This window comes from Rhizobium sp. Rhizsp82, assembly GCF_047325115.1.
GTDB lineage: Bacteria > Pseudomonadota > Alphaproteobacteria > Rhizobiales > Rhizobiaceae > Rhizobium.
The window spans coordinates 3390451-3416536 of the sequence record NZ_CP168570.1; the positions used below are offsets into that span (position 1 = coordinate 3390451).

The 26086-nt window shown below is 61.8% G+C and carries 26 protein-coding genes; 15 read left to right on the plus strand and 11 right to left on the minus strand.

Going from position 1 to position 26086, the window contains the following annotated elements; translation table 11 throughout:
* Positions 1-6: 6 nt before the first annotated feature.
* Together ACEN84_RS21890 and ACEN84_RS21895 are read right to left on the minus strand one after the other, a co-directional pair.
* Positions 7-507 carry a YbjN domain-containing protein gene (locus ACEN84_RS21890; protein WP_112719315.1) on the minus strand — a complete coding sequence of 167 codons (501 nt, stop codon included), beginning with the start codon at positions 505-507 and terminating at the stop codon, positions 7-9.
* A 396-nt stretch (positions 508-903) separates the two neighbouring features.
* Complete coding sequence (locus tag ACEN84_RS21895; protein WP_112719316.1) at positions 904-1164, minus strand: accessory factor UbiK family protein; 261 nt, start codon at positions 1162-1164, stop codon at positions 904-906.
* A 192-nt stretch (positions 1165-1356) separates the two neighbouring features.
* On the opposite strand from ACEN84_RS21895, the gene lgt reads away from it, so the two are divergent.
* The 7 genes from lgt to ACEN84_RS21930 all read left to right on the plus strand — a co-directional run bounded on the left by lgt (position 1357) and on the right by ACEN84_RS21930 (position 7986).
* The gene (gene lgt, locus ACEN84_RS21900) at positions 1357-2205 is read left to right on the plus strand and encodes a prolipoprotein diacylglyceryl transferase (RefSeq protein ID WP_199627063.1); all 849 of its coding nucleotides are present in this window, start codon (positions 1357-1359) and stop codon (positions 2203-2205) included.
* A 21-nt stretch (positions 2206-2226) separates the two neighbouring features.
* On the plus strand, positions 2227-3327 hold the full coding sequence (locus ACEN84_RS21905) for a class I SAM-dependent methyltransferase (RefSeq protein ID WP_413711339.1): 1101 nt from the start codon (positions 2227-2229) through the stop codon (positions 3325-3327).
* 100 nt (positions 3328-3427) lie between these two features.
* Entirely contained in the window at positions 3428-4222 is a 795-nt protein-coding gene (pgeF, locus tag ACEN84_RS21910) for a peptidoglycan editing factor PgeF (RefSeq protein WP_413709901.1), read from the plus strand.
* A 4-nt stretch (positions 4223-4226) separates the two neighbouring features.
* Entirely contained in the window at positions 4227-5378 is a 1152-nt protein-coding gene (locus ACEN84_RS21915) for a M24 family metallopeptidase (RefSeq protein WP_112719320.1), read from the plus strand.
* A gap of 99 nt (positions 5379-5477) precedes the next feature.
* A complete protein-coding gene (locus tag ACEN84_RS21920) occupies positions 5478-6317 on the plus strand; it encodes a hypothetical protein (protein ID WP_112719321.1) in 840 nt (279 codons plus the stop codon).
* Positions 6318-6422: 105 nt separating this feature from the next.
* Entirely contained in the window at positions 6423-7355 is a 933-nt protein-coding gene (locus ACEN84_RS21925; RefSeq protein ID WP_112719322.1) for a ribose-phosphate pyrophosphokinase, read from the plus strand.
* A 124-nt stretch (positions 7356-7479) separates the two neighbouring features.
* Positions 7480-7986 (plus strand): Kazal-type serine protease inhibitor family protein, encoded by a 507-nt coding sequence (locus ACEN84_RS21930; RefSeq protein ID WP_413711340.1) that lies wholly within the window; start codon positions 7480-7482, stop codon positions 7984-7986.
* 53 nt (positions 7987-8039) lie between these two features.
* Here ACEN84_RS21930 and ACEN84_RS21935 read toward each other — a convergent pair whose 3' ends face one another.
* A complete protein-coding gene (locus tag ACEN84_RS21935) occupies positions 8040-9635 on the minus strand; it encodes a hypothetical protein (protein WP_413709902.1) in 1596 nt (531 codons plus the stop codon).
* A gap of 95 nt (positions 9636-9730) precedes the next feature.
* Positions 9731-11827 (minus strand): putative bifunctional diguanylate cyclase/phosphodiesterase, encoded by a 2097-nt coding sequence (locus ACEN84_RS21940; RefSeq protein ID WP_413709903.1) that lies wholly within the window; start codon positions 11825-11827, stop codon positions 9731-9733.
* 316 nt (positions 11828-12143) lie between these two features.
* On the opposite strand from ACEN84_RS21940, the gene ACEN84_RS21945 reads away from it, so the two are divergent.
* The 5 genes from ACEN84_RS21945 (at position 12144) to ACEN84_RS21965 (ending at position 17304) form a co-directional block, all read left to right on the plus strand.
* Entirely contained in the window at positions 12144-12752 is a 609-nt protein-coding gene (locus ACEN84_RS21945; protein WP_112719325.1) for a 50S ribosomal protein L25/general stress protein Ctc, read from the plus strand.
* Between the two features lie 192 nt (positions 12753-12944).
* Entirely contained in the window at positions 12945-15302 is a 2358-nt protein-coding gene (locus ACEN84_RS21950) for an EAL domain-containing protein (protein ID WP_130277838.1), read from the plus strand.
* 21 nt (positions 15303-15323) lie between these two features.
* A complete protein-coding gene (locus tag ACEN84_RS21955; RefSeq protein ID WP_112719326.1) occupies positions 15324-16037 on the plus strand; it encodes a substrate-binding periplasmic protein in 714 nt (237 codons plus the stop codon).
* An 84-nt stretch (positions 16038-16121) separates the two neighbouring features.
* Complete coding sequence (pth, locus tag ACEN84_RS21960) at positions 16122-16841, plus strand: aminoacyl-tRNA hydrolase (protein WP_413709904.1); 720 nt, start codon at positions 16122-16124, stop codon at positions 16839-16841.
* A 4-nt stretch (positions 16842-16845) separates the two neighbouring features.
* On the plus strand, positions 16846-17304 hold the full coding sequence (locus tag ACEN84_RS21965; protein WP_413709905.1) for a GNAT family N-acetyltransferase: 459 nt from the start codon (positions 16846-16848) through the stop codon (positions 17302-17304).
* 3 nt (positions 17305-17307) lie between these two features.
* On the opposite strand, the gene ACEN84_RS21970 is transcribed toward ACEN84_RS21965, so the two are convergent.
* Positions 17308-17688: a hypothetical protein gene (locus ACEN84_RS21970; protein ID WP_199627090.1), complete on the minus strand. Its 381-nt coding sequence runs from the start codon at positions 17686-17688 to the stop codon at positions 17308-17310.
* A gap of 78 nt (positions 17689-17766) precedes the next feature.
* Positions 17767-18078 carry an ATP-dependent Clp protease adapter ClpS gene (gene clpS, locus ACEN84_RS21975; RefSeq protein ID WP_413709906.1) on the minus strand — a complete coding sequence of 104 codons (312 nt, stop codon included), beginning with the start codon at positions 18076-18078 and terminating at the stop codon, positions 17767-17769.
* A 181-nt stretch (positions 18079-18259) separates the two neighbouring features.
* Between clpS and ychF the strand changes: the two genes are divergently transcribed.
* From ychF to ACEN84_RS21990, 3 genes are read left to right on the plus strand one after another with little or no spacing between them, the layout of a single operon-like run.
* Positions 18260-19363: a redox-regulated ATPase YchF gene (ychF, locus tag ACEN84_RS21980; protein ID WP_112719333.1), complete on the plus strand. Its 1104-nt coding sequence runs from the start codon at positions 18260-18262 to the stop codon at positions 19361-19363.
* Positions 19364-19414: 51 nt separating this feature from the next.
* Positions 19415-19876, plus strand: coding sequence for a MaoC family dehydratase (locus ACEN84_RS21985; RefSeq protein WP_413709907.1), 462 nt, complete (start codon positions 19415-19417; stop codon positions 19874-19876).
* Positions 19873-20340 carry a MaoC family dehydratase gene (locus ACEN84_RS21990; RefSeq protein WP_112719335.1) on the plus strand — a complete coding sequence of 156 codons (468 nt, stop codon included), beginning with the start codon at positions 19873-19875 and terminating at the stop codon, positions 20338-20340. Before ACEN84_RS21985 ends, ACEN84_RS21990 begins: the two co-directional genes overlap by 4 nt.
* A 14-nt stretch (positions 20341-20354) precedes the next feature.
* On the opposite strand, the gene ACEN84_RS21995 is transcribed toward ACEN84_RS21990, so the two are convergent.
* The 5 genes from ACEN84_RS21995 to ACEN84_RS22015 all read right to left on the minus strand — a co-directional run bounded on the left by ACEN84_RS21995 (position 20355) and on the right by ACEN84_RS22015 (position 25923).
* The gene (locus tag ACEN84_RS21995; RefSeq protein ID WP_413709908.1) at positions 20355-20897 is read right to left on the minus strand and encodes an adenine phosphoribosyltransferase; all 543 of its coding nucleotides are present in this window, start codon (positions 20895-20897) and stop codon (positions 20355-20357) included.
* 116 nt (positions 20898-21013) lie between these two features.
* On the minus strand, positions 21014-21898 hold the full coding sequence (locus ACEN84_RS22000; protein WP_112719337.1) for a cytochrome c1: 885 nt from the start codon (positions 21896-21898) through the stop codon (positions 21014-21016).
* A gap of 25 nt (positions 21899-21923) precedes the next feature.
* Complete coding sequence (locus ACEN84_RS22005) at positions 21924-23189, minus strand: cytochrome b (RefSeq protein WP_112719338.1); 1266 nt, start codon at positions 23187-23189, stop codon at positions 21924-21926.
* A 14-nt stretch (positions 23190-23203) separates the two neighbouring features.
* Positions 23204-23782: a ubiquinol-cytochrome c reductase iron-sulfur subunit gene (gene petA, locus ACEN84_RS22010; RefSeq protein ID WP_112719339.1), complete on the minus strand. Its 579-nt coding sequence runs from the start codon at positions 23780-23782 to the stop codon at positions 23204-23206.
* Positions 23783-24021: 239 nt separating this feature from the next.
* The gene (locus tag ACEN84_RS22015; protein ID WP_413709909.1) at positions 24022-25923 is read right to left on the minus strand and encodes an ABC transporter ATP-binding protein; all 1902 of its coding nucleotides are present in this window, start codon (positions 25921-25923) and stop codon (positions 24022-24024) included.
* Positions 25924-26086 lie beyond the last annotated feature (163 nt).

Genomic DNA, 26086 nt, shown 5'->3' on the forward strand with positions numbered 1-26086 from the left:
GATGGATTACGCTTCGCCGACGGTTTCGAAAAGAACGGCTTCCATCGCCTTAGCGGCATCGAGGCCGGACCAGATGACGAACTGGAATGCCTGATAATAGGCTTCGCAGGTATCGAGCGCGCTCGAAAGCAGCACTTCGACCTGACGGTTGGTGGGCTCGGCGCCGCCTGCGAGCAGCAGCGACTGGCGGAAGATGATCACGTCTTCCTGGCGCCACAGGTCGAAATGGCCCATCAGCACCTGGCCATTGATGGCAGCCAGCAGCTTGGTGACTTCGTTGACGCGATTTTCCGGCACCTTGATATCGAAGGCGCAACCGAGATGAAGAGCTTCAAACTCTTCCATCCAGGAAAAGGAGATGTGGTAATCGGCCCACTTCCCCTCGACCGTCATCGCGATCTCGTCCTCGCCTGACCGTTCAAATGCCCAGTCATTATTGGCGGCGACGTACTCGATCATATCGACCGGGTTCGACTGACGCTCGAATTCCAATTCCATCAGGCTCATGCAGCACCTTCTTGACCGGGAATGAATGCGACTGACTTGGGTCTACACAACACAAGAAAAGACACACGCAAATACCGGAACACCAATTCGATGACCCTTGAACCGCAACCCAGGCTTAACGCAGAAAACCTGCCTGGAGCTTACCGCCGTCCGGTTCGAATCATCATTTAAAATCAGTGTATAATCAGACCGGCGACAAGCCAGCCCCCGGTTGCCTTATTTCCCGAAAGGTACTGTGGACAGCTTCTCGAAATCGGATTCAGGAGGGGGATATAAATGACTCTGCCCATTGGCTTTTTTGGCAGTGTCCACAGGTGGATAAAGGCACCTGATTTTTTGGTCTGAGATGCGGCGTGTCGCAAATGCGCCACACCACATCTTGTAGCAAAACGGGAATTACTTCTTCTTGGCGGCTAGCTGCGCTTCGAGAGCGGCGACTCGTGCCAGCAGCGCATCGTTTTCGTCGCGCGCCTTGATCGCCATCTCGCGTACGGCCTCGAATTCCTCGCGCTTGACGACATCCATGCTGTTCAGCCAGCGCTCGGCCTGCGCGCTGAAGGCCGTCTCGACCTCCTTGCGCACGCCCTGGGCAGCACCGGCTGCATCGGTCATCAGCTTTGCGAATTCGTCCATGATGCGGTTTGCTCCAGTCGTCATGGCGGTTTTCTCCTTCGCACGACATGTTTCTTCAGGCTCGAAGCCTCTGAAATTGAGGTAGGGCTTCGCCGTTAAGGATGCAAGCGCTTTGCTCTGGATAAGAGCCCGCCTCGCCCTGCCCTGCCTCACAATCGACTTGACCGCCTCGTATCGCAACGCCATGGTCCGCGCACATCAACGGGTGGGAAAGCCTTGCCGACTGCAGCCAATCTCATGGCAATCATGCCATTTCCGGATATCGATCCGATCGCCTTTTCGATCGGGCCGCTCGCTATTCACTGGTATGGCCTGGCCTATGTCGTCGGCATCATGCTCGGCTGGTTCTATGCGCGCCGCCTCGCCGGCAATGACAGCCTCTGGCCGGCAAACGCCTCGCCGATCACCAAGACCCAGCTCGACGACTTCGTGGTCTGGGCTGCCCTTGGCATCGTGCTGGGCGGCCGCATCGGCTATATCCTCTTCTATGATATGCCGGCGGTGATTGAGAGCCCGATCCGCGCCATCCAGATCTGGAACGGCGGCATGTCCTTCCACGGCGGCATCACCGGCACGACGCTCGCCATGATCCTCTTTGCCCGCAAGAACAACATCCCGATCTGGAGCCTGTTCGACATCGTCGCCGGTGTCGTGCCGATCGGCCTGTTCTTCGGCCGCATCGCCAATTTCATCAATGGCGAACTCTGGGGCCGTCTCGCGGATGTGCCCTGGGCAGTTGTCTTCCCGAGCGGCGGTCCCTTTGCCCGTCATCCGAGCCAGCTCTATGAAGCCGGTCTCGAAGGCATCGTGCTGCTCTCGGTTCTGGCGCTTCTGATCTACGGCTTCCGCGCCCTGAAATCGCCGGGCCTCATTTCCGGCGTCTTCGTCTGCGGCTATGCGCTGTCGCGTATCTTCGTGGAATTCTTCCGCGAGCCGGATGCGCAGCTTGGCTATCTGCTCGGCACAGGCTGGCTGACCATGGGGATGGTGCTGTCCTTCCCGATGATCCTGCTCGGCCTCTGGGCGATCGTGCGCGCCCGCCGCCAGGTCGCGCTGCAGAACTAACGCAGACCGGACGTGACCACCATGACCACCGCACTCGGTGAAAAGATCAAGGCGATCATCCAGGCGAACGGCCCGATCAGCGTGACCGATTACTTCTCGCTGTGCCTCGCCGATCCCGAACACGGCTATTATCGCGTCCGCGAGCCCTTCGGCCGCTCCGGCGATTTCGTCACTGCGCCTGAGGTCAGCCAGCTCTTCGGTGAGATGATCGGTGTCTTCATCGTCCACGCCTGGCAGCAGCACGGCACACCGGCTGGTGTCCGCCTCGTCGAGATCGGCCCCGGCCGCGGCACGATGATGTCGGACATGCTGCGCGTCATCGCCCGCCTCGCCCCTCCGCTCTTCGAGAACATGAGCGTGCATCTGGTCGAGACCAGCGAGCGCCTGCGCGACGTCCAGAGCCAGACGCTGGAAGCCCATGAGGGCAAGATCACGTGGCACAACGACTTCGACGAAGTACCGCCTGGTTTCACGCTGATTGCGGCCAACGAACTCTTCGACGCCATCCCGATCCGCCAGTTCGTCAAGACCCAGACCGGTTTTCGCGAGCGCATGGTCGGCCTCGGCGCCGATGACGAACTCGTCTTCGCGGCGGGCGTCGCCACCATCGACCCCACCCTCCTCCCGGATGGCGCCCAGTCAATGCCGGCGGGTACGCTTTTCGAATTTTCGCCCGCGCGCCAGTCGGTGATGCTCGCTATCTGCGAGCGTCTCAAGGCTTTCGGCGGCACCGCGCTTGCGATCGACTACGGCCACCTCGTCAGCGGCTTCGGCGATACGCTGCAGGCCGTGCGCATGCATGAATTCGATCCGCCGCTTGCCAATCCCGGTGAGGCCGACCTGACGAGCCATGTGGATTTCGAGCATCTTGCCCGCACCGCCGTCGGCGCCGGACTGCATCTGAACGGCGCGCTGCATCAGGGCGATCTCCTCGTCGGCCTCGGTATTCTCGACCGCGCCGCCGCGCTCGGCCGCGACCGCGAACCGCGAACGCAGCAGATCATCCAGAGCGCGGTGGACCGCCTGGCAGGCTCCGGCGAGGGCCGGATGGGCGAGCTTTTCAAGGCGATGGCGGTCTCCTATCCCGCCGTCGATCTCATGCCGTTCCGTCCGGTGGATTGACAGAGCGCGCCGCCCTGCGCCAACATCCGGCGCAATCAACAATGCTTCACCGGACGATCCGGTGAACAATGAACCCGTTCTAAACACCCCGGAATCACTGATGCAAAACGCGGCTTCACCCGCACCGATCGAAAGCGCGCTGCTGCAACAGGCGGCGGGCGACGCGATCCGTCATGGCTACTTCACCCGCGAAGGCGGCGTCTCAGAAGGCCTCTATCGCGGCCTCAATGTCGGCCTCGGCTCAAATGACGACCGCGACCGCGTCAACGAGAACCGCAGGCGTGTCGCCGCCTGGTTCGGCCAGCCGCTCGAAAAACTGGCGACCGTCCACCAGATCCATTCGCCCGATGCCGTGACCGTCGATGGCAATTACGACGGCGACCGCCCGCAGGCCGATGCGCTCGTCACCGCCACGCCCGGCATCGTGCTCGGCGTGCTTGCCGCCGATTGCGGACCGATCCTGTTTGCCGACCCGGAAAACAAGGTTATCGGCGCCGCCCATGCCGGCTGGAAGGGCGCGCTGACCGGCGTGCTCGAAAACACGATCATTGCCATGGAGAAACTGGGCGCAAGGCGCGAGGCGATCGTCGCATGCCTGGGACCATCGATCAGCCAGACGAGCTACGAAGTCGGCCCGGAATTCGTCGAGCGTTTTGTCACACAGGATGCTGCCTACGCGCAGTATTTTATCCCGTCGGAAAAGCCCGGACATTCGATGTTCGATCTTCCGGGCCTCACCGTCGCTCGGTTGACGAAGGCAGGCGTTCGCGCCGAGAGCGTCGGGCTTTGCACCTATCCGGATAGCGAGCGCTTTTTCTCGTACCGCCGCACCACCCACAACAACGAGCCGGATTACGGCCGCCAGATTTCAGCGATAAGCATCAGGGAGATTTGAGACAATGGCACTGCACTTCGAACGGAGCGAATTCGCAAGCCGCCTCGCCCGCGTCACCGACCAGATGCGCGAGGAGAAGCTCGACGCCCTCCTCATCTTCGCGCAGGAAAGCATGTACTGGCTGACCGGTTACGACACCTTCGGCTACTGCTTCTTCCAGACGCTGGTCGTCAAGGCGGATGGAACGATGGCGCTGATCACCCGCTCGGCCGATCTTCGCCAGGCCAAGCACACCTCGATCCTCGAAAACATCCATGTCTGGGTCGACCGCGTCAACGCCGACCCGACGCTCGACCTCAAGAACCTGCTGGTCGAGATGGACCTGCTCGGCGCCCGCATCGGCGTCGAATACGACACGCACGGCATGACCGGCCGCGTCGCCCGCCTGCTCGATGCCCAGCTTGCGAGCTTCGGCCAGATCAGCGACGCCTCCTATCTCGTCAGCCGCCTGCGCCTGATCAAGAGCCCGGCCGAAGTCGCCTATGTGGAACGTGCCGCCGCACTCGCCGACGATGCGCTCGACCAGGCAATCCGCCTCACCAAGCCAGGCGCCGACGAAGCCGACATTCTGGCCGCGATGCAGGGCGCCGTCTTCAGCGGCGGCGGCGACTATCCGGCCAATGAATACATCATCGGCTCCGGCGCCGACGCCCTGCTCTGCCGCTACAAGGCCGGCCGCCGCAAGCTCGATGCCAACGACCAGCTGACGATCGAATGGGCAGGCACCTACGCCCACTATCACGTAGCGATGATGCGCACGATCGTCGTCGGCGAGCCGACCCACCGCCACCGCGAGCTCTACAGCGCCTGCCTCGAAAACCTGCAGGCGATCGAAACCGTGCTGAAGCCCGGCCACACCTTCGGCGATGTCTTCGACATGCATGCCAAGATCATGGACGAGCGCGGCCTTGCCCGCCACCGCCTGAACGCCTGCGGCTACTCGCTCGGCGCCCGCTTCTCGCCGTCCTGGATGGAGCACCAGATGTTCCATGTCGGCAATCCGCAGCCGATCGAGCCGAACATGTCGCTCTTCGTCCACATGATCATCGCCGATTCCGACAGCGGAACCGCCATGACGCTCGGCCAGACCTACCTGACGACAACAGAGGGTCCGCGCACCCTGTCGCGTCATTCGCTGGACTTCCTCAGCGCCTGAGAGACTTCACCGGCAAGAATCCGGAATTGACACAAGACCATCCCCGCCCGCATAAACCTGGGCGGGGCTGATGCAAATGACGGAAGGAAAGCTGGAAGGATGACGCGATCGTTGACTGCGCCAGCACTTCTTGCATGCTTCGCCAGCCTGCTCGCCGCCTGCAACACGACCGATGCGATGACGCCGCTCGTCGATATCGGCGATTCCTCGATGCCGCCGCGCTCTTCGCCGGTCACCCAGCGCGAAGTCGAGCGCATGGCTGGATCGCAATCCCGCCAGGCCTTTGCCGCCGAACCGCAGGAAGGCTACCACCCCGCCTATAACCAGGCCTACCGCCCCGGCCCCGGCGCACCGCCGACGACCATGCAGGCGCAGGCCGATGCAATGTCGGCGCGGCCGCAAGCCTACCGCGCCCCGGAGGCCGTCGAGAGCGAGCCGCTCTCCAATGCCGAGGCCGAAGAACAGGACATGGGCGACCAGGCGCCGCCGCCGCACCGCCAGCAACAGCAGCCGCAACAGCAAGAGGCGCAACAGGTCGCCGCCATCGATCCGGTGGAGTCGGGCTCGACCCGTGGCAATACCGTCCGCTTCCTGCCGATCATCGGCGCCCCCGTTCAGGCCGTCACGCCGCTCTCGCGCCAGCTCGGCTCCGAGGCGCGTTCGCACGGCCTGTCAATCAAGAGCTCCACCGACAACAGCAGCGACTATATTCTCAAGGGCTATCTCTCCGCCTTCACCGACGAAGGCAATGTGACGGTGACCTATGTCTGGGATGTGCTCGACAGCAGCGGCGGCCGCCTGCACCGCATTCAGGGCGAGGAGAAGGTCCCCTCTGCCGCTCAGGACCCCTGGGCCGGCGTTCCGGCCTCGGTCATGCAGCAGATCGGCACCAAAACCATCGCCGAATTCAACGCCTGGCGCCAATCGCAGGGCGGTTAGCAACAAGGTTTTTACAAATATCAAGCCCTGTGTCGCCTTTACGCTTGCATTCAGAAGCAAGCTGGCTAAAAAGCGCGGCTATCAGCAGACAATAGGCGGGCCAAAATGAAGGTTTTCGCAGGCAATTCGAACCGGCATCTCGCCGAAGCGATCTGCACCTATCTCAATGTGTCCTTGGGCAAGGCCAGCGTAAGAAGATTTGCCGACCAGGAAATCTTCGTCGAAGTTCAGGAGAACGTCCGCGGTGAGGACGTCTTCCTCGTCCAGTCGACGTCCTTCCCGACGAACGACCACCTGATGGAATTGCTGATCATGATCGACGCGATGCGCCGGTCTTCGGCACGCCGCATCACGGCCGTCCTTCCCTATTTCGGCTACGCCCGCCAGGATCGCCGCGCCTCCGGCCGCACACCGATCTCGGCAAAGCTCGTCGCCAACCTGATTACCGAAGCCGGCGCCGATCGCGTTCTGACGCTCGACCTGCATGCCGGCCAGATCCAGGGCTTTTTCGATATCCCGACCGACAACCTCTATGCGGTTCCGGTTCTGACGCGCGACATCAAGGCCAATTACGACACCAGCAACGTCACCGTCGTATCGCCTGACGTCGGTGGCGTCGTGCGCGCCCGCGCGCTGGCAAAGCGCCTCGACTGTCTGCTGGCGATCGTGGACAAGCGCCGCGACCGCCCCGGCGAATCCGAAGTCATGAACATCATCGGCGACGTCGAAGGCAAGGATTGCATCCTGATCGACGATATCGTCGACTCCGGCGGCACGCTCTGCAACGCCGCCGATGCCCTGCTCGCCCAGGGCGCGGCCAGCGTTACGGCCTACATCACCCACGGCGTCCTCTCCGGCGGTGCGGTCACCCGCATCACCTCGTCGAAGCTGCGCGAACTCGTGATCACCGACTCCATCCAGCCGACGACGGCTGTGCAGTCGGCCCACAATATCCGCGTCATCACGACCGCCAACCTGATCGGCGAAGCCATCAATCGCACGAGCCAGGAAGAGTCGGTTTCGAGCCTCTTCGACTGACGGTTCCATTCCCAATCAAATCGAAGCGGTGAAGTTGCATTTTGCGGCTTCATCGCTTTTGCCGTTTCGGCTAGTTTCGCCCCGTTGTGATTTGTTTTCGCACGGGGGAGCAGTTTTGACGAAAATCCGAAATCATCTGAAGACTGGCAAGCGGCTGGCGCTGGTGGCGCTCATTCCGCTACTGGCGGCCTGCACCGTCGAGGTCGATCAGGGCTATTCGCGGCCGCCACCGCGTCCGCGCCCGCCCGAGCCTCAGATGTGCACCATGGAATATGCGCCCGTCTGCGGTGAGCGCGGCGGCCGCACCCAGACCTTCGGCAATGCCTGCCAGGCCCGCAATAGCGGCTTCCGGATCGTCGGCCGCGGCGAATGCCGCCGCGAGCCCCCGCCCTTCCCGCGTCCGGAGCCCGATCGCCCCGGTCGTCCGGATTGGCCAGGTAGCCCAGGCGGCCCGGGCGGCCCCGGCAGGCCCGACCGTCCGGACCGCCCCGAGCGTCCGGGTGGCATCTGCACCCGCGAATACCGTCCGGTCTGCGGCGAACGCGGCCGCCAGCAGCAGACCTTCCCGAACGCCTGCGAGGCAGGCAATGCCGGCTTCCGCATCATCGGCGGCGGCGAGTGCCGCCGGTAAGTCATCCGATCTCAAAGAAGAAAGGCCCGCTCTTAAGCGGGCCTTTTGTTTGATCAGGGCTTGGTCTCTTCGGAGGGCGTTGCCTCATCCGAAGGCGCCGTCTCGTCAGATGGTGCCGCGTCATCGGAAGGAGCGGCGTCGTCCCCGGGAGCAGCTTCGTCGGAAGGCGCAGCGCCTTCGTCAGCCGCCGGAGCATCCGGTCCCTTGATCTGCTGGCCGTTGACGCTGACGGAGCCATCGCTCGCGACATCGACATCCCAGCGCTGGGCGCCATCCGCATCCGGCTTGGCAAAGCCCTTGATCATCATCAGGCCGAAGGAGGCCTGGTTGAGATCCGGGTTGGTCTTTGCCAGCTCCTGAACTGCCGCGATGGTCTTGTCGTAGTCGCGCGCCACGATCGAGGCGTGCAGCTTGTAGTCCTTCTGCGTATCGACGCGGCCCTCGAGCTCGCCGGACATCTCGACGTCATAGACGCCGGACTTGGCGCTGATTTTCGGGAAATCGACCTTCAGGATACCGCCCGGGAACAGCTTCTCGGCGGCCTGCTGGCCGGCCTTCTCGGTGTCACCCGCAGCCTTGCTGAAATCGACCTTCATGAACTCGTCGCCGAAGGCTGCGAAATCCATGCCGGGAACGCCGAACTGGATATCGAGCGCCTGCGGCAGGAAGGCCGTGTAGCCGGGCGGGATCAGAGCGCTGTCAAGCTTGACGTCGGCCGCATCCATGGCGACGCCGATGCGCGTCGCATTGCTCGGGCCATCGACCGTAAAGTGGTAGCCGAAGGACTTGGCGCCACCGCTGCCGACGGCGCTGGTGACGGCGAGATTGTTGAGCGTGATCGTCTCTTCAAGCGAGGTCAGCAGCGGGAAGGCCTTGCCTAGCATCTCCTTGAGCTTGGTTTCGCTCTCCTTGCTCAGTTCCTTCTGATCGGCGTGATCGAGAACGAAGAGCACCATCTCCTTCAGGTCCTTGGCAGCGATGCCATTGACCTTGGCATTGAAATCCAGGCTGTCGGCCGAAAACTGGATCGGCGGCATATCCTTGCTGCTCACCTGCTCCGCGAAGGTGCCGAACCGGCCGTTGGCGGCAAAGTCCAGGCGCCCGGCCATCGCGCTGTCGGCGGAGCTCAGCTTGTAGACCATGTCGGCGAAGCTGGCGTTGACGGATTCCGTATCGGTCGTGGAGCTGAACTTCAGATCCTTGGCGCTGAAATCACCCGAGCGCAGGTAGCTGATCGCCGGGTCGAAGACGGAAGTGAAATCCATCTGGGCGATCGAATAGGTGAAATCGGAGCGCTTGTCGTCCGGACCCTTGAAATGGCCGGTGACGTTGAAGTTGTTGTTGCCTTCGAGGTTCCACAGGCCGCTGTCCTGCGGCGTCGCGAACATCGTGAACGGCGTCAGGCCCTTGATCTCGAAATCCTGTTTCTTGACCTTGTCCAGGAGCTTGGCGAAATCGTAGGTGATCTCGTAGCGCGAGCCTGCCGGCTTGACCGTCACAGGCTGCTTCTTGGCGATATCGCCGGGCAGAAGATGGTTCAGATTGTCACGGATCGCATTGGCGCCATCCTGGCTGATATCCGCCGCCGACGCCCCCGTAGCCAAAGCCAGAACAATGGCGCTCGTAGCCGTGATAAGCCTGTGACGCATCTCGATAAACTCCCGTTGCCGCATGAAGGCGCGCATGTGAGATTGCCGCAGGCAAGATGTCAAGCCAGCCTCATCTGCGGGTTGATATTTTCTGCTCAGGCGGCCGCTGCGGGCTTGATGTCATCCACAATAACAACCTCAGGCTGAGGCTCCGCGACCTTGGCGAGCGCTTCGGCGCCGACGATGGTCTCGATGCCGGCGCGCGGCACCGGCTTGCCGAACAGGAAGCCCTGCACCTGCAGGCACCCTTCCCGGCGCAGGAAGTCGATGTGATCTTCGTTCTCGACGCCTTCGGCGAGAACCGGAATGTCGAGACTTGCCGCCAGGATCAGCGTCGAGCGGACGATCGCCGCCGACTGCTTGTTGGTGACGACGCCATCGACGAAGGCCCGGTCGATCTTGATCTTATCGAACGGGAAGCTCTGCAGCGTCGAAAGCGACGAGTAGCCTGTGCCATAATCGTCCATTGCAACCTTGATGCCGAGCGCCTTCAGGCGGCGGATCGCGTGCAGCGCATGCTGGTGGTCGGCGATGATGCCGGATTCGGTGATCTCGATCTCCAGCCGCGATGCCGGCAGACCGGTCTGCAGCAGGATTTCATGGACGATCTGCGGCAGGCGGTGATCGCTCAACTGCTGCGGCGCGACGTTGACGGCGATCCGGAGCGGGTTCGTCCAGGTCGCAGCCTCGGCGCAGGCGCTGCGCAGCACCCATTCGCCGAGCTCCAGAATGAAGCCGTTGCGCTCGGCGATCGGAATGAATTCCATCGGCGGGATATAGCCGCGCACCGGATGCTTCCAGCGCAGCAGCACCTCGAAGCCGACGACTTCGCGCGTCATCGTGTCGTTCTGCTGTTGATAGAAGAGCTCGAACTCGCCGCGCTTCAGGCCATCGCGCATTTCCATCGCCAGCGCATTCCGCTCGCGCGAGATCTGGTCCATGGAGGCATCGTAGAAGCAGATGCTGTTGCTCGAGGTCGATTTCGCCCGGTACATGGCGATATCGGCCTGCGACAGGAGATCATCGATCGTACCCGCCTGCCCCGGGAAAGTGGAGATGCCAATGCTGGTGCCGACGGAAAGCGTCTGCCCCTCCCAGGAAACCGGTTCGGCGATGACATCGATGATCCGCTGTGCCAGCGCGGTGGCATCGGCGCGGATGAAATACTTGCTCATGACCGCCACGAATTCGTCGCCGCCGACGCGGGCCACGAACAGCATGTCATTGCTCAGATGCATCAGCCGGTCCGCAACCGCGCGCAAGACGGCATCGCCGGCCGCATGGCCGTGAACGTCGTTGATTTCCTTGAAGCGGTCGAGATCGAAGGACAACACCGCAATATTCGCAGTCATGTCCTTCGGGCGCTTGGTCAGCGCCGTGACATGCTCGTTGAAGGCCGCACGGTTCGGCAGGTTGGTCAGCGGATCGTGCAGCGACAGATGACGGTAGCGCTCGACGGCCGCCTGGCTGGTCTGCAGGTCGATGACATAGGTGGAGGCACCAAGCGCCAGGATGACCACCATGACGGCCAGAACCAGGCCGGTCATGATGCCGACCGAGATCAGCTCGCCGGTGACCGGGATGGCGCTGTCGGGAACGATCGTCAGCCCGGCCATGCCGGTGAAATGCGTCAGCACGATCGCCAGGATCAGCGCCAGCGCCGAACCATGCTTGCAGAAACGGGTGACCGGCCGGGCGACGCGATTGGTGGCGATCGCACCGAAGATCGCCGCCGCAATCAGCGACGCCACGACATAGGGCTCGCTCCAGACCATGTGGCCGGCAACCTTGTAACCGGCGATCCCGACATAATGCATGCAGGCGATGCCGAGACCGACGATCGCGCCGCCCGCTTCGATGAGCGCGCTCTTCGGCGTCAGCGCCGCGATCGAAAAGCCGATAACGCTGGCGGCAATACCGATAAACAGCGACAGCAGGGTCAGTTCCGGCTCATAGCCGTTGGTCGCCGGCGACTGATAGCCCAGCATGGCGACGAAATGCGTGGTCCAGATCGTCGAGCCGCCAACGAAGCCCGAGAGGAACAGCCAGTTATACTTCTGCAATCCCTCGGTCCGGCGTACCCGGCTGAAAAGCCGCATCGTCAGCACTGAGCCCAGCAGGCAGATCACCGTCGCAAAGACGAGATGCGGCAGGCTATGTTCGACTGTGATGCAGGAAATGATACGCAACATGGAAGTGACCGAGATTGAAACCGTGATCACCTATAGATATTCGCATGGTAGGATTCATTAATTGGCTTTTGGAATGCGATTCCTTGGTTAAACAAACGTCAGATTTTACAACCACGCCAAAGAAAGCCACAACTACAAGGGCAAGAGGCTTCTGTGCCCTGCCCAGCTTGCGTTTCCGCCGCACATAGACTATAGCGCACGCGTCCGCACAGACACCCTTGGAGGCAATGCGGATGAGGCCGCCGAAAGGCACCTCCAGTTCCTGCCCGGCAGATGCCGGATTTGAACTCTCCATATAACCTCGAAAGGAAATGCCATGAGCCACGACACTTACGAGCTCAAGGCCGAGGCGCGCGAACGGGTTGGTAAGGGGTCCGCCCGTGAACTTCGCCGCAACGGTTTGATTCCCGCTGTCATCTACGGTGACAAGCAGGCCCCGATTTCTATTACGCTCAACACCAACGAGGTGACGAAGCGTATCCATGCCGGCGGTTTCATGACCACGGTTGCCACGATCGACGTCGGCGGCAAGAAGTACCAGGTTCTCCCGAAGGACTACCAGCTCGACCCGGTTCGTGACTTCACGATGCACGTGGACTTCCTCCGCGTTTCCGGCAACACGCAGGTTACCGTCGAGATCCCGGTTCACTTCATCAACGAAGAGAAGTCCCAGGGTCTCAAGATCGGTGGCGTTCTCAACATCGTTCGTCACGAAGTCGAAGTTCACTGCCCGGCAAACGCGATCCCGGAATTCTTCAATGTCGACCTGAGCGGCAAGAAGATCGGCGACAGCATCCATATCTCGGAAGTGACCCTTCCGAAGGGCGTTACCACGGTTATCGACCGTGACTTCACGATCGCCACCATCGTTGCTCCGGCAGCTGGCGTCGAAGAAGCCGCCGAAGAAGGCGACGCTGAAGCCTGATACGCTTCCTATCAATTTGTAAAGCATAAGGCCCGCTTTCCACCCGGAAGGCGGGCCTTTTCATTTGCTGGCTACAACCGTTTCAGCAAGCTTTAACACATTCATGGAAGCATTCTCCCCAAAGTTATTGCCATACCGCCGTATATTAGAAGAGACGGCCGAAGAAGAAGCGGCCCGGGAGAAAACGGAACAATGAATAATTCCGTTGAAAATAGGTTTTTTGCGATCGTTTGCGGCGCGCTACTTGTATTTGTAGCCCCACTCTTCGTGCTTTTCCTTTTCCTCTCCTCCGAACGCGCCGACAAGGAAATCCGCGACCATATTTCCGTGTTGCTGGTCGCCAATTCGCAGGCGCTCGCCAAGCCGCTTTGGGATCTCGACGAAGACAGCGTCACGCAGATCTCCGCGACGATCGTTTCCCAGGGCGCCATCGTCAAGGTCGAGGTCCGCGACCAGTCCGGCCAGCTCGACGTCACCCAGAGCACCATTCCGAAGTCCTTCACCGGCGAGCTCGAGCAGGTCTCGCGCGCCATCATCTACAACAATGTCGATGGCCCGAAGAACCTCGGCAGCATCTCCGTCTACTATCCGAAACTCGGCCTTTTCGCCGGTCTGAAGCATGAGGAAGTGGTCTTCATCTCGATCTTCCTTTTCGCCGTGCTCGCCGTCTTCGGCAGCGCCCTGATCGGCAACCGCATCTTCGTCATCCAGCCGCTGATGCGCCTGATCGCCGCCATCGAGGCCACCAGCCAGCTCGGCTCGCGCCACCATGTCGACTGGCAGTCGGGCGACGAGATGGGCCGCCTCGCCAGCAGCTTCAACGACATGCAGACCAAGCTGGAGCGCGAGGAAAAGGAGCTGAAGCTCGCCCACCGCCGCGCCACCGATATCTACGACCTGACGCCCGCCATGCTCTTCTCGCTCGACGAGGAAGACCGCATCACCGCCGTCAGCGACTACTGGCTGGTCGCCACCGGTTACAGCCGCACCGACGCCGTCGGCCGCAAGTTCGCCGAGCTCGTGACAGCCGATACCCGCGAGATCTTCCTGTCGCGCCGCAACACCGCCGAGGAAGGCGCGCTCGACGTCACCGTCAAGTTCAGATGCGCCGATGGCCGCGTCATCGACGTGCTGGTGCTGGAATCCAACGCCGCGACCGGCGGCACCGACAAGCTGTCGCTATCCGTCATGACCGACGTGACCGAGCTCAAGGCCTCCGAAGACCGCAATCACCGCCAGGCGATCACCGATCACCTGACAGGCCTCCTGAACCGCCAGGGCTTCGAAGCCGTGCTCGACCGCAAGATTGCCGAAGCCGATGCAGCAGGCCAGGAACTCGCCTGCCTCTTCGTCGACCTCGACCGCTTCAAGTGGATCAACGACAATATGGGCCATGCAGAGGGCGACCGTGCGCTGCGCGAACTCGTCGACCGTTTCAAGACCCATCTGGCGCCGTCCGATGAGGCCGCCCGCCTCGGGGGTGACGAATTCGCCATCCTGCTGCCGGCGGCCGATGCCGAAAAGCGGGCGCGCGCCATGTGCGACCAGATCGCCACCATCTTCGACACGCCCTTCGGCCCTGACCTCCATCTCAGCGCCAGCGTCGGCGTCGCCATCTATCCGCGCCACGCCGCCAACGCCTCCGAGCTGCTGCAGAAGTCCGACATGGCGATGTATGCCAAGAAGCGCGACGGCAAGAATGGCGCCCGCCTCTTCGATGCCAGCATGCTCGACAAGGCCCGCGGCCGCGCCGAGATCGAAAGCTGCATCGAGGCCGGCCTCGCCGAAGACTGGTTCGAAGCCTATCTGCAGCCGATCGTCGGCCTGACGCATGGCAACATCGCCGGCTTCGAAGCGCTGATGCGCCTCAACCATCCGCAGAAGGGCCTGATGCCCCCTGCCGAGATCATCAACGTTGCCGAAGAGACCGCCAAGATCGTCCGCGTCGGCAATGTCATCATGGAAAAGGCAATCGCCAATCTCGCCCGCATCTCCCGCATCTCGGGCATGCAGGACACCTATCTGGCGATCAACTTCTCGCCGTTGCAGTTCGAGGCAGCCCTGCCCTCACGGCTCGCCGGCCTGCTCGGCCGTCACGGCATCCGCCCGGAACGCATCGTCGTCGAAATCACCGAAGCCGTGCTGATGCACGACAATCCGCAGATCCGCATGATCGTGACGGAGCTGCGCCGCTTCGGCTGCCGCATCGCGCTCGACGATTTCGGCACAGGCTACTCGTCTTTGAGCTACCTCAATCGCTTCCCGGTTGATATCATCAAGATCGACCAGTCGTTCACCCGCGCGATCAACGACGCCAACGACAATGTCGGCCACAAGAGCCGCATGCTGATCGAGGCGATCACCACGCTGTCGCACAAGATGAACTGCACTGTGATTGCCGAAGGTATCGAGACCGAAGAGGAATGCCGCACGCTGCAGCAGATGGGGCTGGACTATGGACAGGGCTATCTCTTCCACAGGCCGCAGACTGCAGCGCAGCTGATCGAGAAACTGAGCGGTGTGATCCCCTTCGTGGCGCGTGCCTCATAAACCAACGACGGAGCCATGCGAATGAAAAAGCTGCTGCTTCTCGCCTTTCTGATGTTGCCCACAGCAGCTGCCGCCGAGACGGTGTCCTTCTTCACGGAAGAATATGCGCCGTTCAACTACCGCGACGGCAAGGTGATCAAGGGCGCGACCGTCGAGCAGGTCGAAAAGGTGATGGCCGATATCGGCGTCGATTATACACTGGAGCTGGTTCCCTGGGCCCGTGCCTATGGCATGGCGCAGACGACGCCGATGACCTGCGTCTTCGCCACCGCCCATAACAGCACCCGCGATCCGCTGTTCAAATGGATCGAGCCCCTGCTCGTCGACCGCAACATCCTGATCACCAAGACCGGTTCCGGCGTCAAGGCTGATACGCTCGACGAGGCCAAGCAATATACGGTCGGCACCCAGCGCGAGGATTATACGGAGACCACGCTGAAGGAGAAGGGCTTCACCAAGCTCGACGTCGCCAGCGACTTCAACGCCACGCTGCGCAAGCTGCTGGGCGGCCGCATCGACATGATGCCGATCTCCGAGCTCTATTTCGACAAGCTGAAGCAGGAACAGCCGCTGGAGATGGTGACAGTGCTGTCGACCCAGCCGATGGGTATCGCCTGCCAGAAGGATTTCCCCGACGATCTCAGGCGCAGGATGCAGGTCGCCCTCGACAAGCTGATCGCCGACGGCACGCAGCGGCAGATCTTCCAGAAATACGGCCTCACCCTGCTGCACTGAGGCGCATTCGCCCCTTAGCGCTTGACTTCGTGCCCGTTTCGCGGTGGTGAAACGGGCATCATCGTTTCAAGGAATGGATTGGCTATGCTGATCATCGCGGGTCTCGGCAATCCCGGCAGCAAATATGCCGGCAACCGGCACAATATCGGCTTCATGGCGCTCGATGCCATCTACCGCCGCCACAGCTTTTCGCCCTGGTCGAAAAAGTTCAAGGCTGAGATCGCCGAAGGCGAGCTCGAGGGCGAGAAGGTGCTGCTGATCAAGCCGCAGACCTACATGAACCTCTCGGGCGAATCCGTCGGCGAAGCCATGCGCTTTTACAAGCTGCAGCCTGCCGATCTCGTCGCCATCTATGACGAACTCGACCTGGCGCCCGGCAAGGCGCGGCTGAAGACCGGCGGCGGTCATGGCGGCCATAACGGCATCAAGTCGCTCGATGCCCATTGCGGCCGCGAATACCGCCGCCTGCGGCTCGGCATCGGTCATCCCGGTGTCAAGGAAATGGTGCAGCATCATGTTCTCGGCGACTTCGCCAAGGCCGACCAGAGCTGGCTGGAACCGCTGCTCGACGCCCTGGCCGATAATGCCGGTATGCTGGTGCGCAATGAGGATTCACAGCTGATGAACAAGCTGGCGCTCGCCGTCGGCGGCAAGGCGGAAGAGGAAAAGCCGAAGGCCGAGAAGAAGCCTGCGGCGAAATCCCATATCCATCAGGCCCGCAACCACAACCAGCCGAAGATCCTGCCGGCCACCGGCCCGATGGCCGAGATGCTGAAGAAACTGCTCGGCAACAAGGGCGACTGATCACATGAGCGAAGCGCTGGCCATTCGCACCGCCGGGGCCGGCGACCTCGCCGCCCTGCTCGCGCTCTATGCCGAACTGAACCCGTCCGATCCGCCGGTGGAACCAGCGATCGCCAAAAAGCAGATGGATGCCATCCTCGCCCAGCCCGGCATGCAGATCTTCATCGGCTTTTCCGGTGAGGAAGCGGCGGCGACCGTCACCCTGTCGGTCATCCCTAACTTAACGCGCGCAGGCGCCCCCTACGCGCTGATCGAGAACGTCGTGACGCTGTCGGCCAATCGCAAGAAGGGCTATGGCGCCGCGCTGATCGCCCATGCGATCGAAACCGCCTGGCAGGCCGGCTGCTATAAGGTGATGCTGCTGACCGGCTCGAAAACACCGGCGACCCTACGCTTCTACGAGAACTGCGGCTTCACGCAGGACAAGACCGGCTATCAGGTCCGCCGCCCCGCCGGCCGCTGACGCCTATAGGCCGATGCTGTGCAGCCGGTAGAGGAAGAGGTTCCACAGCGCCGAAAACCCGCTGTCGATCATCCAGGCAATCGCGCCCGAGGCTCCCGGCGAAAACAGCATGACCAGCAGACCGCCGACCGTGCTCAGCATCACCGAGATCCGGAAATTCTTCAGGCTGTCGAGCCGGTAGTAGCCGTTGTCGTCATATTCGGTGCCGAACAGCAGGTCGGGAAGGTTGTAGCCGCTGGAGAGCGGCAGATCCATCAGCGGCCGGTCGGTGATGCGATCCGGCAGCACGTTGAACACCGCCCGGCACACATGGCCGATGGCCCCGAGCAGCGCAAAGATTGCCGCTGCCACGAAATAATGCCAGGTCGCCGCTTCAGCAGGCATGAGCACCTCCTCGTTTCGCCCATCCTGCGGCAAAACAGCGGAGATCGGATGAAGAGGACTGGTTAAGAGATCGCCAAACTATTCTTCCGGTTCGGCCGTCAGCATCAGCGGAAAGCCCGCTTCCTTGGCATAGTCCATCGCCTCCTTGACCTTGGTCTCGGCGATATCCTTCGCGCAGACCACGACGACGCTCGACCCCATCTTGTGGGCGGTCAGCATGATCCGGTAACCGGCCTCTTCGCTCATCCGGAACACGGCCTTCAGCACCATCGTCACGAATTCACGCGGCGTATAGTCGTCGTTGAACAGGATGACCTTATAGAGCTTCGGCCGGTCGAGCTTCGGCTTGGTCTTGGTTTTTGGCTTCAACGCAATATCGTTGTCACTCATCGGAAGTCCATCATCAATGACAGGGGGAAGCCTCGCGCTACCCCTATTATATTGCATCGCCACACACGGGTTCAAGGGAAAGACCCGCCAGAGGGGCCGAGTTTGGCGCGAAAAGCTTGACCGGGGGGCGCCATTCCCCCATAGGCAAGGCAACGATTTCAGCGAATACGGACATTCAGCCATGGGCTTCAAATGCGGTATCGTCGGTCTGCCGAATGTCGGCAAGTCGACCCTCTTCAACGCGCTCACCAAGACGGCAGCGGCGCAGGCGGCAAACTATCCTTTCTGCACGATCGAGCCGAACACCGGCGAAGTCGCCGTTCCCGATCCGCGCATGCAGAAGCTGGCGGCGATTGCCGGCTCCAAGGAAATCATCCCGACCCGCATCTCCTTCGTCGATATCGCCGGCCTGGTGCGCGGCGCGTCGAAGGGTGAAGGCCTCGGCAACAAGTTCCTCGCCAACATCCGCGAAGTTGATGCCGTGGTGCATGTGCTGCGCTGCTTCGAGGACGACGACATCACCCATGTCGAAGGCCGCATCAATCCGGTGGGAGACGCCGACACGATCGAGACCGAGCTGATGCTCGCCGACCTCGAAAGCCTGGAGCGCCGCGTCGAGCAGACCCGCAAGCGCGCCGCCAGCAAGGACAAGGATTCCGTGGCGCAGCTGCCGATCATGGAAGCCGTGGTCAAGCTCCTCAACGAGGGCAAGCCCGCCCGTCTTCTCCTGAAGACGCTGGCACCCGAGGAAATCGAGATCCTCAAGGGCCTCAACCTCCTGACCTCGCACCCGGTCCTTTACGTCTGCAATGTCGCCGAGGCCGATGCCTCCACCGGCAACGAGCACACCAAAGCCGTCGCCGAAATGGCCGAGAAGCAGGGCGCCGAATGCGTCATCATCTCGGCCGCGATCGAATCCGAAGTGGCGCAGCTGCCGGAAGAAGAATCCAAGGAATTCCTCTCCGCGCTCGGCCTCGAGGAAGCCGGTCTCGACCGCCTGATCCGCGCCGGTTACCACCTGCTCGACCTGATCACCTATTTCACCGTCGGTCCGAAGGAAACGCGCGCCTGGACGATCGTGCGCGGCACCAAGGCCCCGCAGGCCGCCGGCGTCATCCACACCGATTTCGAACGCGGCTTCATCCGCGCCTTCACCATCGGCTACGACGACTACATCAACTTCAAGGGTGAAGTCGGCGCCAAGGAAGCCGGCAAGGGCCGCGACGAAGGCAAGGAATATATCGTTGCCGACGGCGACGTGATCCACTTCCGCTTCAACACGTAAGCGTCCGCGCTCTAGCAGGCGTTCGCGCGATCGCTGGGAGGGCGAAGCGAAATGAAGCTAGCATTTGAAGACTTCGAACCGGGCCGTAGCTTTCCGCTCGGCCCGATTCCGGTGACAGCCGAAGAGATCATCGAGTTCGCCACCGAATTCGACCCGCAGCTGATGCATACGTCCGAGGCCGCCGGCAAGGCCAGCATCCTCGGCGGTCTCGCCGCCTCCGGCTGGCATACGTCGGCGCTGTTCATGCGGATGATGGCCGAGGGCTACCTGCTGAATTCCTACTCGCAAGGCGCCCCGGGCATCGATCTGATGGAATGGAAGAAGCCGGTGCTGGCCGGTGATACGCTCTCCGGCCGCTCGATCGTGCTGGAATCCCGGCTGATGCGCTCGCGCCCCGGCATCGGCATCGCCCGTTTCAAGCACGAGATCGAGAACCAGCGCGGCGAGCTCGTCTGCTACTCCGAAAACTGGATCATGTTCAGCACCCGCGAAGCGGGGGAGACGCGCGCATGAGGATGACCGAGCTCTACACCGTCGGCCAGAAGATCGAAATCGGCAGCTACACCTTCACCGAAGAGCGGATCGTCCATTTCGCCACCCGCTTCGATCCGCAGCGCTTCCATGTCGATCGTGAGGCCGCAAAGCACACGCTGTTCGGCGATCTCTGCGCCTCCGGCTGGCACAATTGCGCAGCCTGGATGCGGACCTTCCTGGATTACTGGATGGCGCAGAGCGTGCGCCTTGCCAAGGAGGGGCTCGCCGCCCCGAAGCTCGGCCCCTCGCCCGGCTTCGAGAAGCTGCAATGGCTGAAGCCCGTCTTCGTCGATGAGACGATCGCCTATTCGGTGACCTTCCTCTCCAGCCGCCCGCTCGCATCGCGCCCGGGCTGGCATCTGAACAAGATCCTCAACGAGGGCGTCAACCAGGACGGCGTCCCGGTCATCCGCTTCGAAAGCAGCGTCCTCGAATTCGAATAGGATAAGCCGGGTGATTAATGCCCTGCAAATTCCACCAGCGTATAAACATCGACGCCGAGCTCCTCGAGCTTCTTGCGGCCGCCGAGATCCGGCAGGTCGATGACGAAGCAGGCGCCGACGACTTCGGCGCCGATCTGGCGCAAGAGCTTGGTCGCGCCGACAGCCGTGCCGCCCGTGGCGATCAGGTCGTCGACGAGAATGACCTTCTCGCCCGGCTGCACCGCGTCGCGATGCATCTCCATTTCATCGACGCCATATTCCAGGCTGTAGGCGATGCGCACGGTCTCGTGCGGCAGCTTGCCCTTCTTGCGGATCGGCACGAAGCCGGCCGACAGCTGGTGCGCCACGGCGCCGCCGAGGATGAAGCCACGCGCCTCCATGCCGGCGATCTTGTCGACCTTCAGGCCCGCATAGGGCTGCACCAGCTCGTCGACGGCGCGGCGGAAGGCGCGCGGATTTCCGAGCAGCGTGGTGATGTCGCGAAAGATGATGCCGGGCTTGGGATAGTCCGTAATGGAGCGGATGCTGGCGGCAAGCTCCGAGGCAATGGTGTTCATGGAAAGTCCGTCTGTCTGCGAGGGCACAAAGAGGCTGCACCCTATCAATTGCCCGAGGCGGAACCAACAAAAAAGGCGGCCCGGAGGCCGCCTTTTGCAATCGGTATCGAACCCGCTCAGTGGTCCTTGCTGGCGTAGACAGAACGCTTCGTCAGGAAGATGAGACCCGAGAAGATCAGCAGGAACACCATGACCATGAAGCCGGTGCGCTTGCGCTCTTCGAGATGCGGCTCTGCAGCCCACATCAGGAAGGCAGAAACGTCGCGCGAATACTGGTCGACGGTCTGCGGCGAGCCATCGTCATAGGTGACCTGGTCGTCGGAGAGCGGCTTCGGCATCGCGAAGGCTGCAGCGGCATGGAAGTACGGGTTGTAGTGCGCACCAGCCGGAACCTGGAAGCCAGCCGGCGGATCCTGGTAGCCGGTCAGCAGCGAGTGGATGTAGTCCGGGCCGCTTTCCTGGTACTGGGTGAAAATGTCGAAGACGAACTGCGGGAAGCCGCGCTCGACTTCACGAGCCTTGGCGAGCAGCGACATGTCCGGCGGCGCCGCACCGTTGTTGGAGGCTGCAGCCGCTTCCGCATTCGGATAGGGCGACGGGAAGTGGTCGGACGGAACAGCCTTGCGGGTGAACATTTCACCGTTGGCATCAGGACCGTCCTGGACTTCGTAATTTGCCGCGAATGCCTTCACCTGCGCGTCCGAGTAGCCGAGGTTGCTCAGCATGCGGAACGGCACGAGGTTCATCGAGTGGCAGGCAGAACAGACTTCGGTGTAGACCTTCAGACCGCGCTGCAGCTGGCCCTTGTCATAGTGACCGAAGGGACCTGCGAAGCTCCACTTTTCCTCGGTCGGCTCCTTCAGGGGATAGTGCGGGGTCGCACTTTCCTCGTGATGGGCCGGAGCTGCACCGGCGGCCGGTGCTGCATCCTCGGCGAAAGCAGCGCCGGCAAAAGCGGCGACGGCTGCGAGCGACAGAATGCTTGTAACAAGCTTTTTCATGTTTCTATTTCCTTCCGCCGCTCGATTATGCCTTGGCCGCAGACTTGGCACGCTTCTCAAGCACCGCTTCAGTGATCGAGTTCGGAATGCGGCGCGGCGTCTCGACGAGACCAAGCACCGGCATGGCGACCAGGAAGAAAGCGAAGTAGAGCAGAGTGCAGATCTGCGAGATGGTGGTGAACAGGCCTTCGGCAGGCTGGGAACCGAGCCAGCCCAGGATGATCGCGTTGATCACGAACAGCCAGTAGAACAGCTTGTACCACGGACGGTAAACGGCCGAACGGACCTTCGAGGTGTCGAGCCACGGCAGGAAGAACAGCACGATGATCGCGCCGAACATCACGAGGACGCCGCCGAGCTTGGAGTCGATCGGACCGACATTGAAGGTGATCGAGCGCAGCATCGCGTAGAACGGCAGGAAGTACCATTCCGGAACGATGTGAGCCGGGGTCTTCAACGGGTCAGCCGGGATGTAGTTGTCGGCGTGACCGAGGAAGTTCGGCAGGTAGAAGACGAAGTAGGCGTAGACGAGCAGGAAGATCGAAACGCCGAGCGCATCCTTGAGCGTTGCGTAAGGCGTGAAACGGACGGTGTCCGTCTTCGTCTTGACTTCGACGCCGGTCGGGTTCGTCTGGCCGGTGACGTGCAGCGCCCAGATGTGCAGGATAACAACGCCTGCGATCATGAAGGGCAGCAGGTAGTGCAGCGAGAAGAAGCGGTTCAGCGTCGGCTGATCGACGGCAAAGCCGCCGAGCAGGAACTGCTGGATCCACTCGCCAACCAGCGGGAAGGCCGAGAAGAAGCCGGTGATAACGGTCGCGCCCCAGAAGGACATCTGACCCCAGGGCAGAACGTAGCCCATGAAGCCCGTCGCCATCATCAGGAGGTAGATGACAACGCCGAGAATCCAGAGGATTTCGCGCGGTGCCTTGTACGAGCCGTAGTAGAGGCCGCGGGCAATGTGCAGGTAGACGGCAACGAAGAAGAACGATGCGCCGTTGGCGTGCATGTAGCGCAGCAGCCAGCCGTGGTTGACGTCACGCATGATCTTTTCAACCGAGTTGAAAGCGATCGACGTGTCGGCGGCGTAGTGCATGGCAAGCACGATACCGGTCAGGATCTGAACGACCAGCATGACCGAAAGCATGGCACCGAAGGTGTAGGCATAGTTCAGGTTACGCGGAACCGGGTATGCAACGAAGCTGTCATAGATCATACGCGGCAGCGGAAGGCGCGCGTCGATCCATTTTTCCAAGCCGGTTGATGGCTCGTAGCTGGAATGGCCACTCATGTATCAGTCTCCCCTCAACCGATCTTGATCTTAGTGTCGGACACGAACGAAAAGGTCGGAATCGCCAGGTTCTGCGGCGCCGGACCCTTACGGATGCGGCCGGCCGTGTCGTAGACCGAACCATGGCAGGGACAGAACCAACCGTTATATTCGCCGGCCTGACCAAGCGGCACGCAGCCGAGATGGGTGCAGGTACCGATCATGACAATCCAGTTTTCCTTGCCCTTGCCGCCCGAGCGGTCGATGCCGGTCGCCTGAGCGTCTGCAGGAAGGTTTGCGTTGCGTGCAACCGGATCCTTGAGGTCTGCCATCGGCGTATCGTCGGCAGCCTTGATCTCTTCCGGCGTACGGTTGCGGATGAAGATCGGCTTGCCGCGCCACTTGACCGTCAGCGACATGCCGGGCGTCAAGCTTGTAACGTCGACTTCGATCGACGCCAGTGCCAGCGTCGATGCATCCGGGCGCATCTGATCGATGAACGGCCATGCGACCGAAACAGCGCCGACTGCACCCGCCATACCTGTGGTGAGATAAAGGAAATCACGGCGAGTGGGCTCTGCTGAAGCCCCGCTTGTCGTATCGTGTTCGCTCACGGCTAAACCATCCTCTGCGAATTTTTGCGGAATTCCGCCCTGCCCCTCTCGACGGCGAATCAGTCAAAGACACAATTCGGCCATAGATTCCCCGCCAATCCGGCGCGTTCTATGCTTGATCGCAAATTATGTCCAGCCTTGACAAGGGGCTGACGGCACAATGTCGCGGGAATTTTCAGATGAAATTTTCAAGTCAATCCGCAGGCTTCGCGGGTTTGCAGGGCGTTTGCGCCTAAGGTCTAGACCACGCTCGCCTCACGCCCGCTTTGCGCCCCGGCGTCCCCATCATCCGACGCGAGGAACCCGCCCGACTGGCGCGCCCACAGCTCGGCATAGAGCCCGCCCCTCCCAATCAGTGCCTCATGCGTGCCTTCCTCGATGATTTTGCCCTGATCGACGACGATCAGCCGGTCGAGGGCCGCAATGGTCGAGAGCCGGTGAGCGATGGCAAGCACGGTCTTGCCGTCCATGATCCGGTTGAGGTTCGACTGGATCGCCTCTTCCACTTCCGAATCCAGCGCCGAGGTTGCCTCGTCGAGCACAAGGATCGGCGCGTCCTTCAGCATCACCCGGGCAATGGCGATGCGCTGCCGCTGGCCGCCGGAGAGCTTTACGCCGCGCTCGCCGACATGGGCGTCGAAGCCCTTGCGGCCATTCTGATCCTGCAGCCGGTCGATGAAGCCCATCGCCTCGGCTCGGGTCGCCGCCTCGATCAGCTTGCCCTCACCCGCATCCGGACGGCCGAAGAGGATGTTGTCGCGCACCGAGCGGTGCAGCAGTGAAGTATCCTGGCTGACGACGCCGATCTGCATGCGCAGCGTTTCCTGGCGCACCGCAGAAACATCCTGGCCGTCGACAAGAATCCGTCCACCCTCGACGTCGTACATCCGGAGCAGCAGGCTGACGAGCGTCGACTTGCCGGCGCCGGAGCGGCCGACGATGCCGACCTTTTCGCCCGGCGCGATCGTCAGCGAGAAATTGTCGATGACGCCTTTGCCCTTGCCGTAGTGGAACGAGACATTCTCGAAGCGGATGCTGGGCTCGCGGATCACCAGTTCCTTCGCATCCGGCCTGTCGACCAGACCCAGCGGCTGCGAGATCAGTTCGGCGGCGTTCTGGATCGTGCCGAGATTGCGCATGATGCCGTTGAACTGCGTCATCAGGCGACCGAGCAGGAAGTTGAGGCGCAGCACGAGCGCCAGCGAGAAGGCAACGGCACCGGAGCTCACGAGACCGCGCAGCCAGAGATCGACGCTGAGGCCCGCCATCGTCACGATCATCAGACCCGACAGCAGTGCCATGGAGGCACGCACGCCGGTGATGAAGCGCGTGAAGCGCAGCACCGTTTCCTGGTACATATCGAAGCCCTGCCGCATGTAGCGGTCGCTTTCCTCGTCACGGGCGAAGAGCTTCAGCGTCTGGATATTGCTGTAGGAATCGACCATGCGGCCGTTCAGCATCGAGGCGGCCTCGGCCGTCTCGCGGGAGTGATAGCGGATGCGCGGCACGAAATAGCGTGCCAGCACGCCGAAGGCGATGAGCCAGAAAAGCACGACCGCCGCGAGCGAGAAATCCAGCCGCGCGACGAGAAACAGCGTCGTCGCCGCATAGATGCCGACGAACCAGACGCTCTCCATCAGCGACGTCACGAGGTCGCCGACCGCCTGCCCTGCCGACCACACCTTGGTGACGATGCGGCCTGAAAAATCGCTCTGGAAGAAATGCAGCGATTGGCGCGAGACATGCAGATAGGACTGCCAGCGCGCCAGGTTGTAGAAGCCCGGCGTGATCACCTGCTGATCGACCAGCGCCGTCAGGAAGGCGACGACGAAGCGCACGATGCCGATCAGCGCCAGCATGCCGAAGATCTCGCCGCCGTGATCGGCGAGCAATCCGCTCCAGCCGACACCCGGTTTGATCGTGCTGAGGATATCGACCAGCCGGCCGACGAACCAGAACAGCGCCGCCTCGATCGCCGCCGAAATTCCGCCCAGGATAAGCATGGCGACGAATGGCCAGCGCGCCTGGCCGATATAAAACCAGATGAAACCCAGCGTCGAACGCGGCGGCTGGATCTTGGCGCGCGGACGGAAGGGATCGACCCAGTTTTCGAACAGGCTGAGGATGGGGCGCAAGAACATATCGCCGATATAGGCTGAAACCCAAAAGCGGCAAAGAGCATCGCCTCTCGCCACAACCTTATATTTTGGTAATATTCGATAATATCGGCGTGAGGGCCGTTGAATGCCGCTGACCTCAACACAATCTCGGAGTACAATCGCCGCTCAACGGAGATACCCCGGC

Excerpts from the sequence above, each read along its gene's own strand:
- ACEN84_RS21890 (WP_112719315.1), bottom strand. The coding sequence starts at position 507 with ATGAGCCTGATGGAATTGGAATTCGAGCGTCAGTCGAACCCGGTCGAT.
- ACEN84_RS21895 (WP_112719316.1), bottom strand. The coding sequence starts at position 1,164 with ATGACGACTGGAGCAAACCGCATCATGGACGAATTCGCAAAGCTGATG.
- ACEN84_RS21905 (WP_413711339.1), top strand. The coding sequence starts at position 2,227 with ATGACCACCGCACTCGGTGAAAAGATCAAGGCGATCATCCAGGCGAAC.
- pgeF (WP_413709901.1), top strand. The coding sequence starts at position 3,428 with ATGCAAAACGCGGCTTCACCCGCACCGATCGAAAGCGCGCTGCTGCAA.
- ACEN84_RS21915 (WP_112719320.1), top strand. The coding sequence starts at position 4,227 with ATGGCACTGCACTTCGAACGGAGCGAATTCGCAAGCCGCCTCGCCCGC.
- ACEN84_RS21920 (WP_112719321.1), top strand. The coding sequence starts at position 5,478 with ATGACGCGATCGTTGACTGCGCCAGCACTTCTTGCATGCTTCGCCAGC.
- ACEN84_RS21925 (WP_112719322.1), top strand. The coding sequence starts at position 6,423 with ATGAAGGTTTTCGCAGGCAATTCGAACCGGCATCTCGCCGAAGCGATC.
- ACEN84_RS21935 (WP_413709902.1), bottom strand. The coding sequence starts at position 9,635 with ATGCGTCACAGGCTTATCACGGCTACGAGCGCCATTGTTCTGGCTTTG.
- ACEN84_RS21940 (WP_413709903.1), bottom strand. The coding sequence starts at position 11,827 with ATGTTGCGTATCATTTCCTGCATCACAGTCGAACATAGCCTGCCGCAT.
- ACEN84_RS21945 (WP_112719325.1), top strand. The coding sequence starts at position 12,144 with ATGAGCCACGACACTTACGAGCTCAAGGCCGAGGCGCGCGAACGGGTT.
- ACEN84_RS21950 (WP_130277838.1), top strand. The coding sequence starts at position 12,945 with ATGAATAATTCCGTTGAAAATAGGTTTTTTGCGATCGTTTGCGGCGCG.
- ACEN84_RS21955 (WP_112719326.1), top strand. The coding sequence starts at position 15,324 with ATGAAAAAGCTGCTGCTTCTCGCCTTTCTGATGTTGCCCACAGCAGCT.
- pth (WP_413709904.1), top strand. The coding sequence starts at position 16,122 with ATGCTGATCATCGCGGGTCTCGGCAATCCCGGCAGCAAATATGCCGGC.
- ACEN84_RS21965 (WP_413709905.1), top strand. The coding sequence starts at position 16,846 with ATGAGCGAAGCGCTGGCCATTCGCACCGCCGGGGCCGGCGACCTCGCC.
- ACEN84_RS21970 (WP_199627090.1), bottom strand. The coding sequence starts at position 17,688 with ATGCCTGCTGAAGCGGCGACCTGGCATTATTTCGTGGCAGCGGCAATC.
- clpS (WP_413709906.1), bottom strand. The coding sequence starts at position 18,078 with ATGAGTGACAACGATATTGCGTTGAAGCCAAAAACCAAGACCAAGCCG.
- ychF (WP_112719333.1), top strand. The coding sequence starts at position 18,260 with ATGGGCTTCAAATGCGGTATCGTCGGTCTGCCGAATGTCGGCAAGTCG.
- ACEN84_RS21985 (WP_413709907.1), top strand. The coding sequence starts at position 19,415 with ATGAAGCTAGCATTTGAAGACTTCGAACCGGGCCGTAGCTTTCCGCTC.
- ACEN84_RS21990 (WP_112719335.1), top strand. The coding sequence starts at position 19,873 with ATGAGGATGACCGAGCTCTACACCGTCGGCCAGAAGATCGAAATCGGC.
- ACEN84_RS21995 (WP_413709908.1), bottom strand. The coding sequence starts at position 20,897 with ATGAACACCATTGCCTCGGAGCTTGCCGCCAGCATCCGCTCCATTACG.
- ACEN84_RS22000 (WP_112719337.1), bottom strand. The coding sequence starts at position 21,898 with ATGAAAAAGCTTGTTACAAGCATTCTGTCGCTCGCAGCCGTCGCCGCT.
- ACEN84_RS22005 (WP_112719338.1), bottom strand. The coding sequence starts at position 23,189 with ATGAGTGGCCATTCCAGCTACGAGCCATCAACCGGCTTGGAAAAATGG.
- ACEN84_RS22015 (WP_413709909.1), bottom strand. The coding sequence starts at position 25,923 with ATGTTCTTGCGCCCCATCCTCAGCCTGTTCGAAAACTGGGTCGATCCC.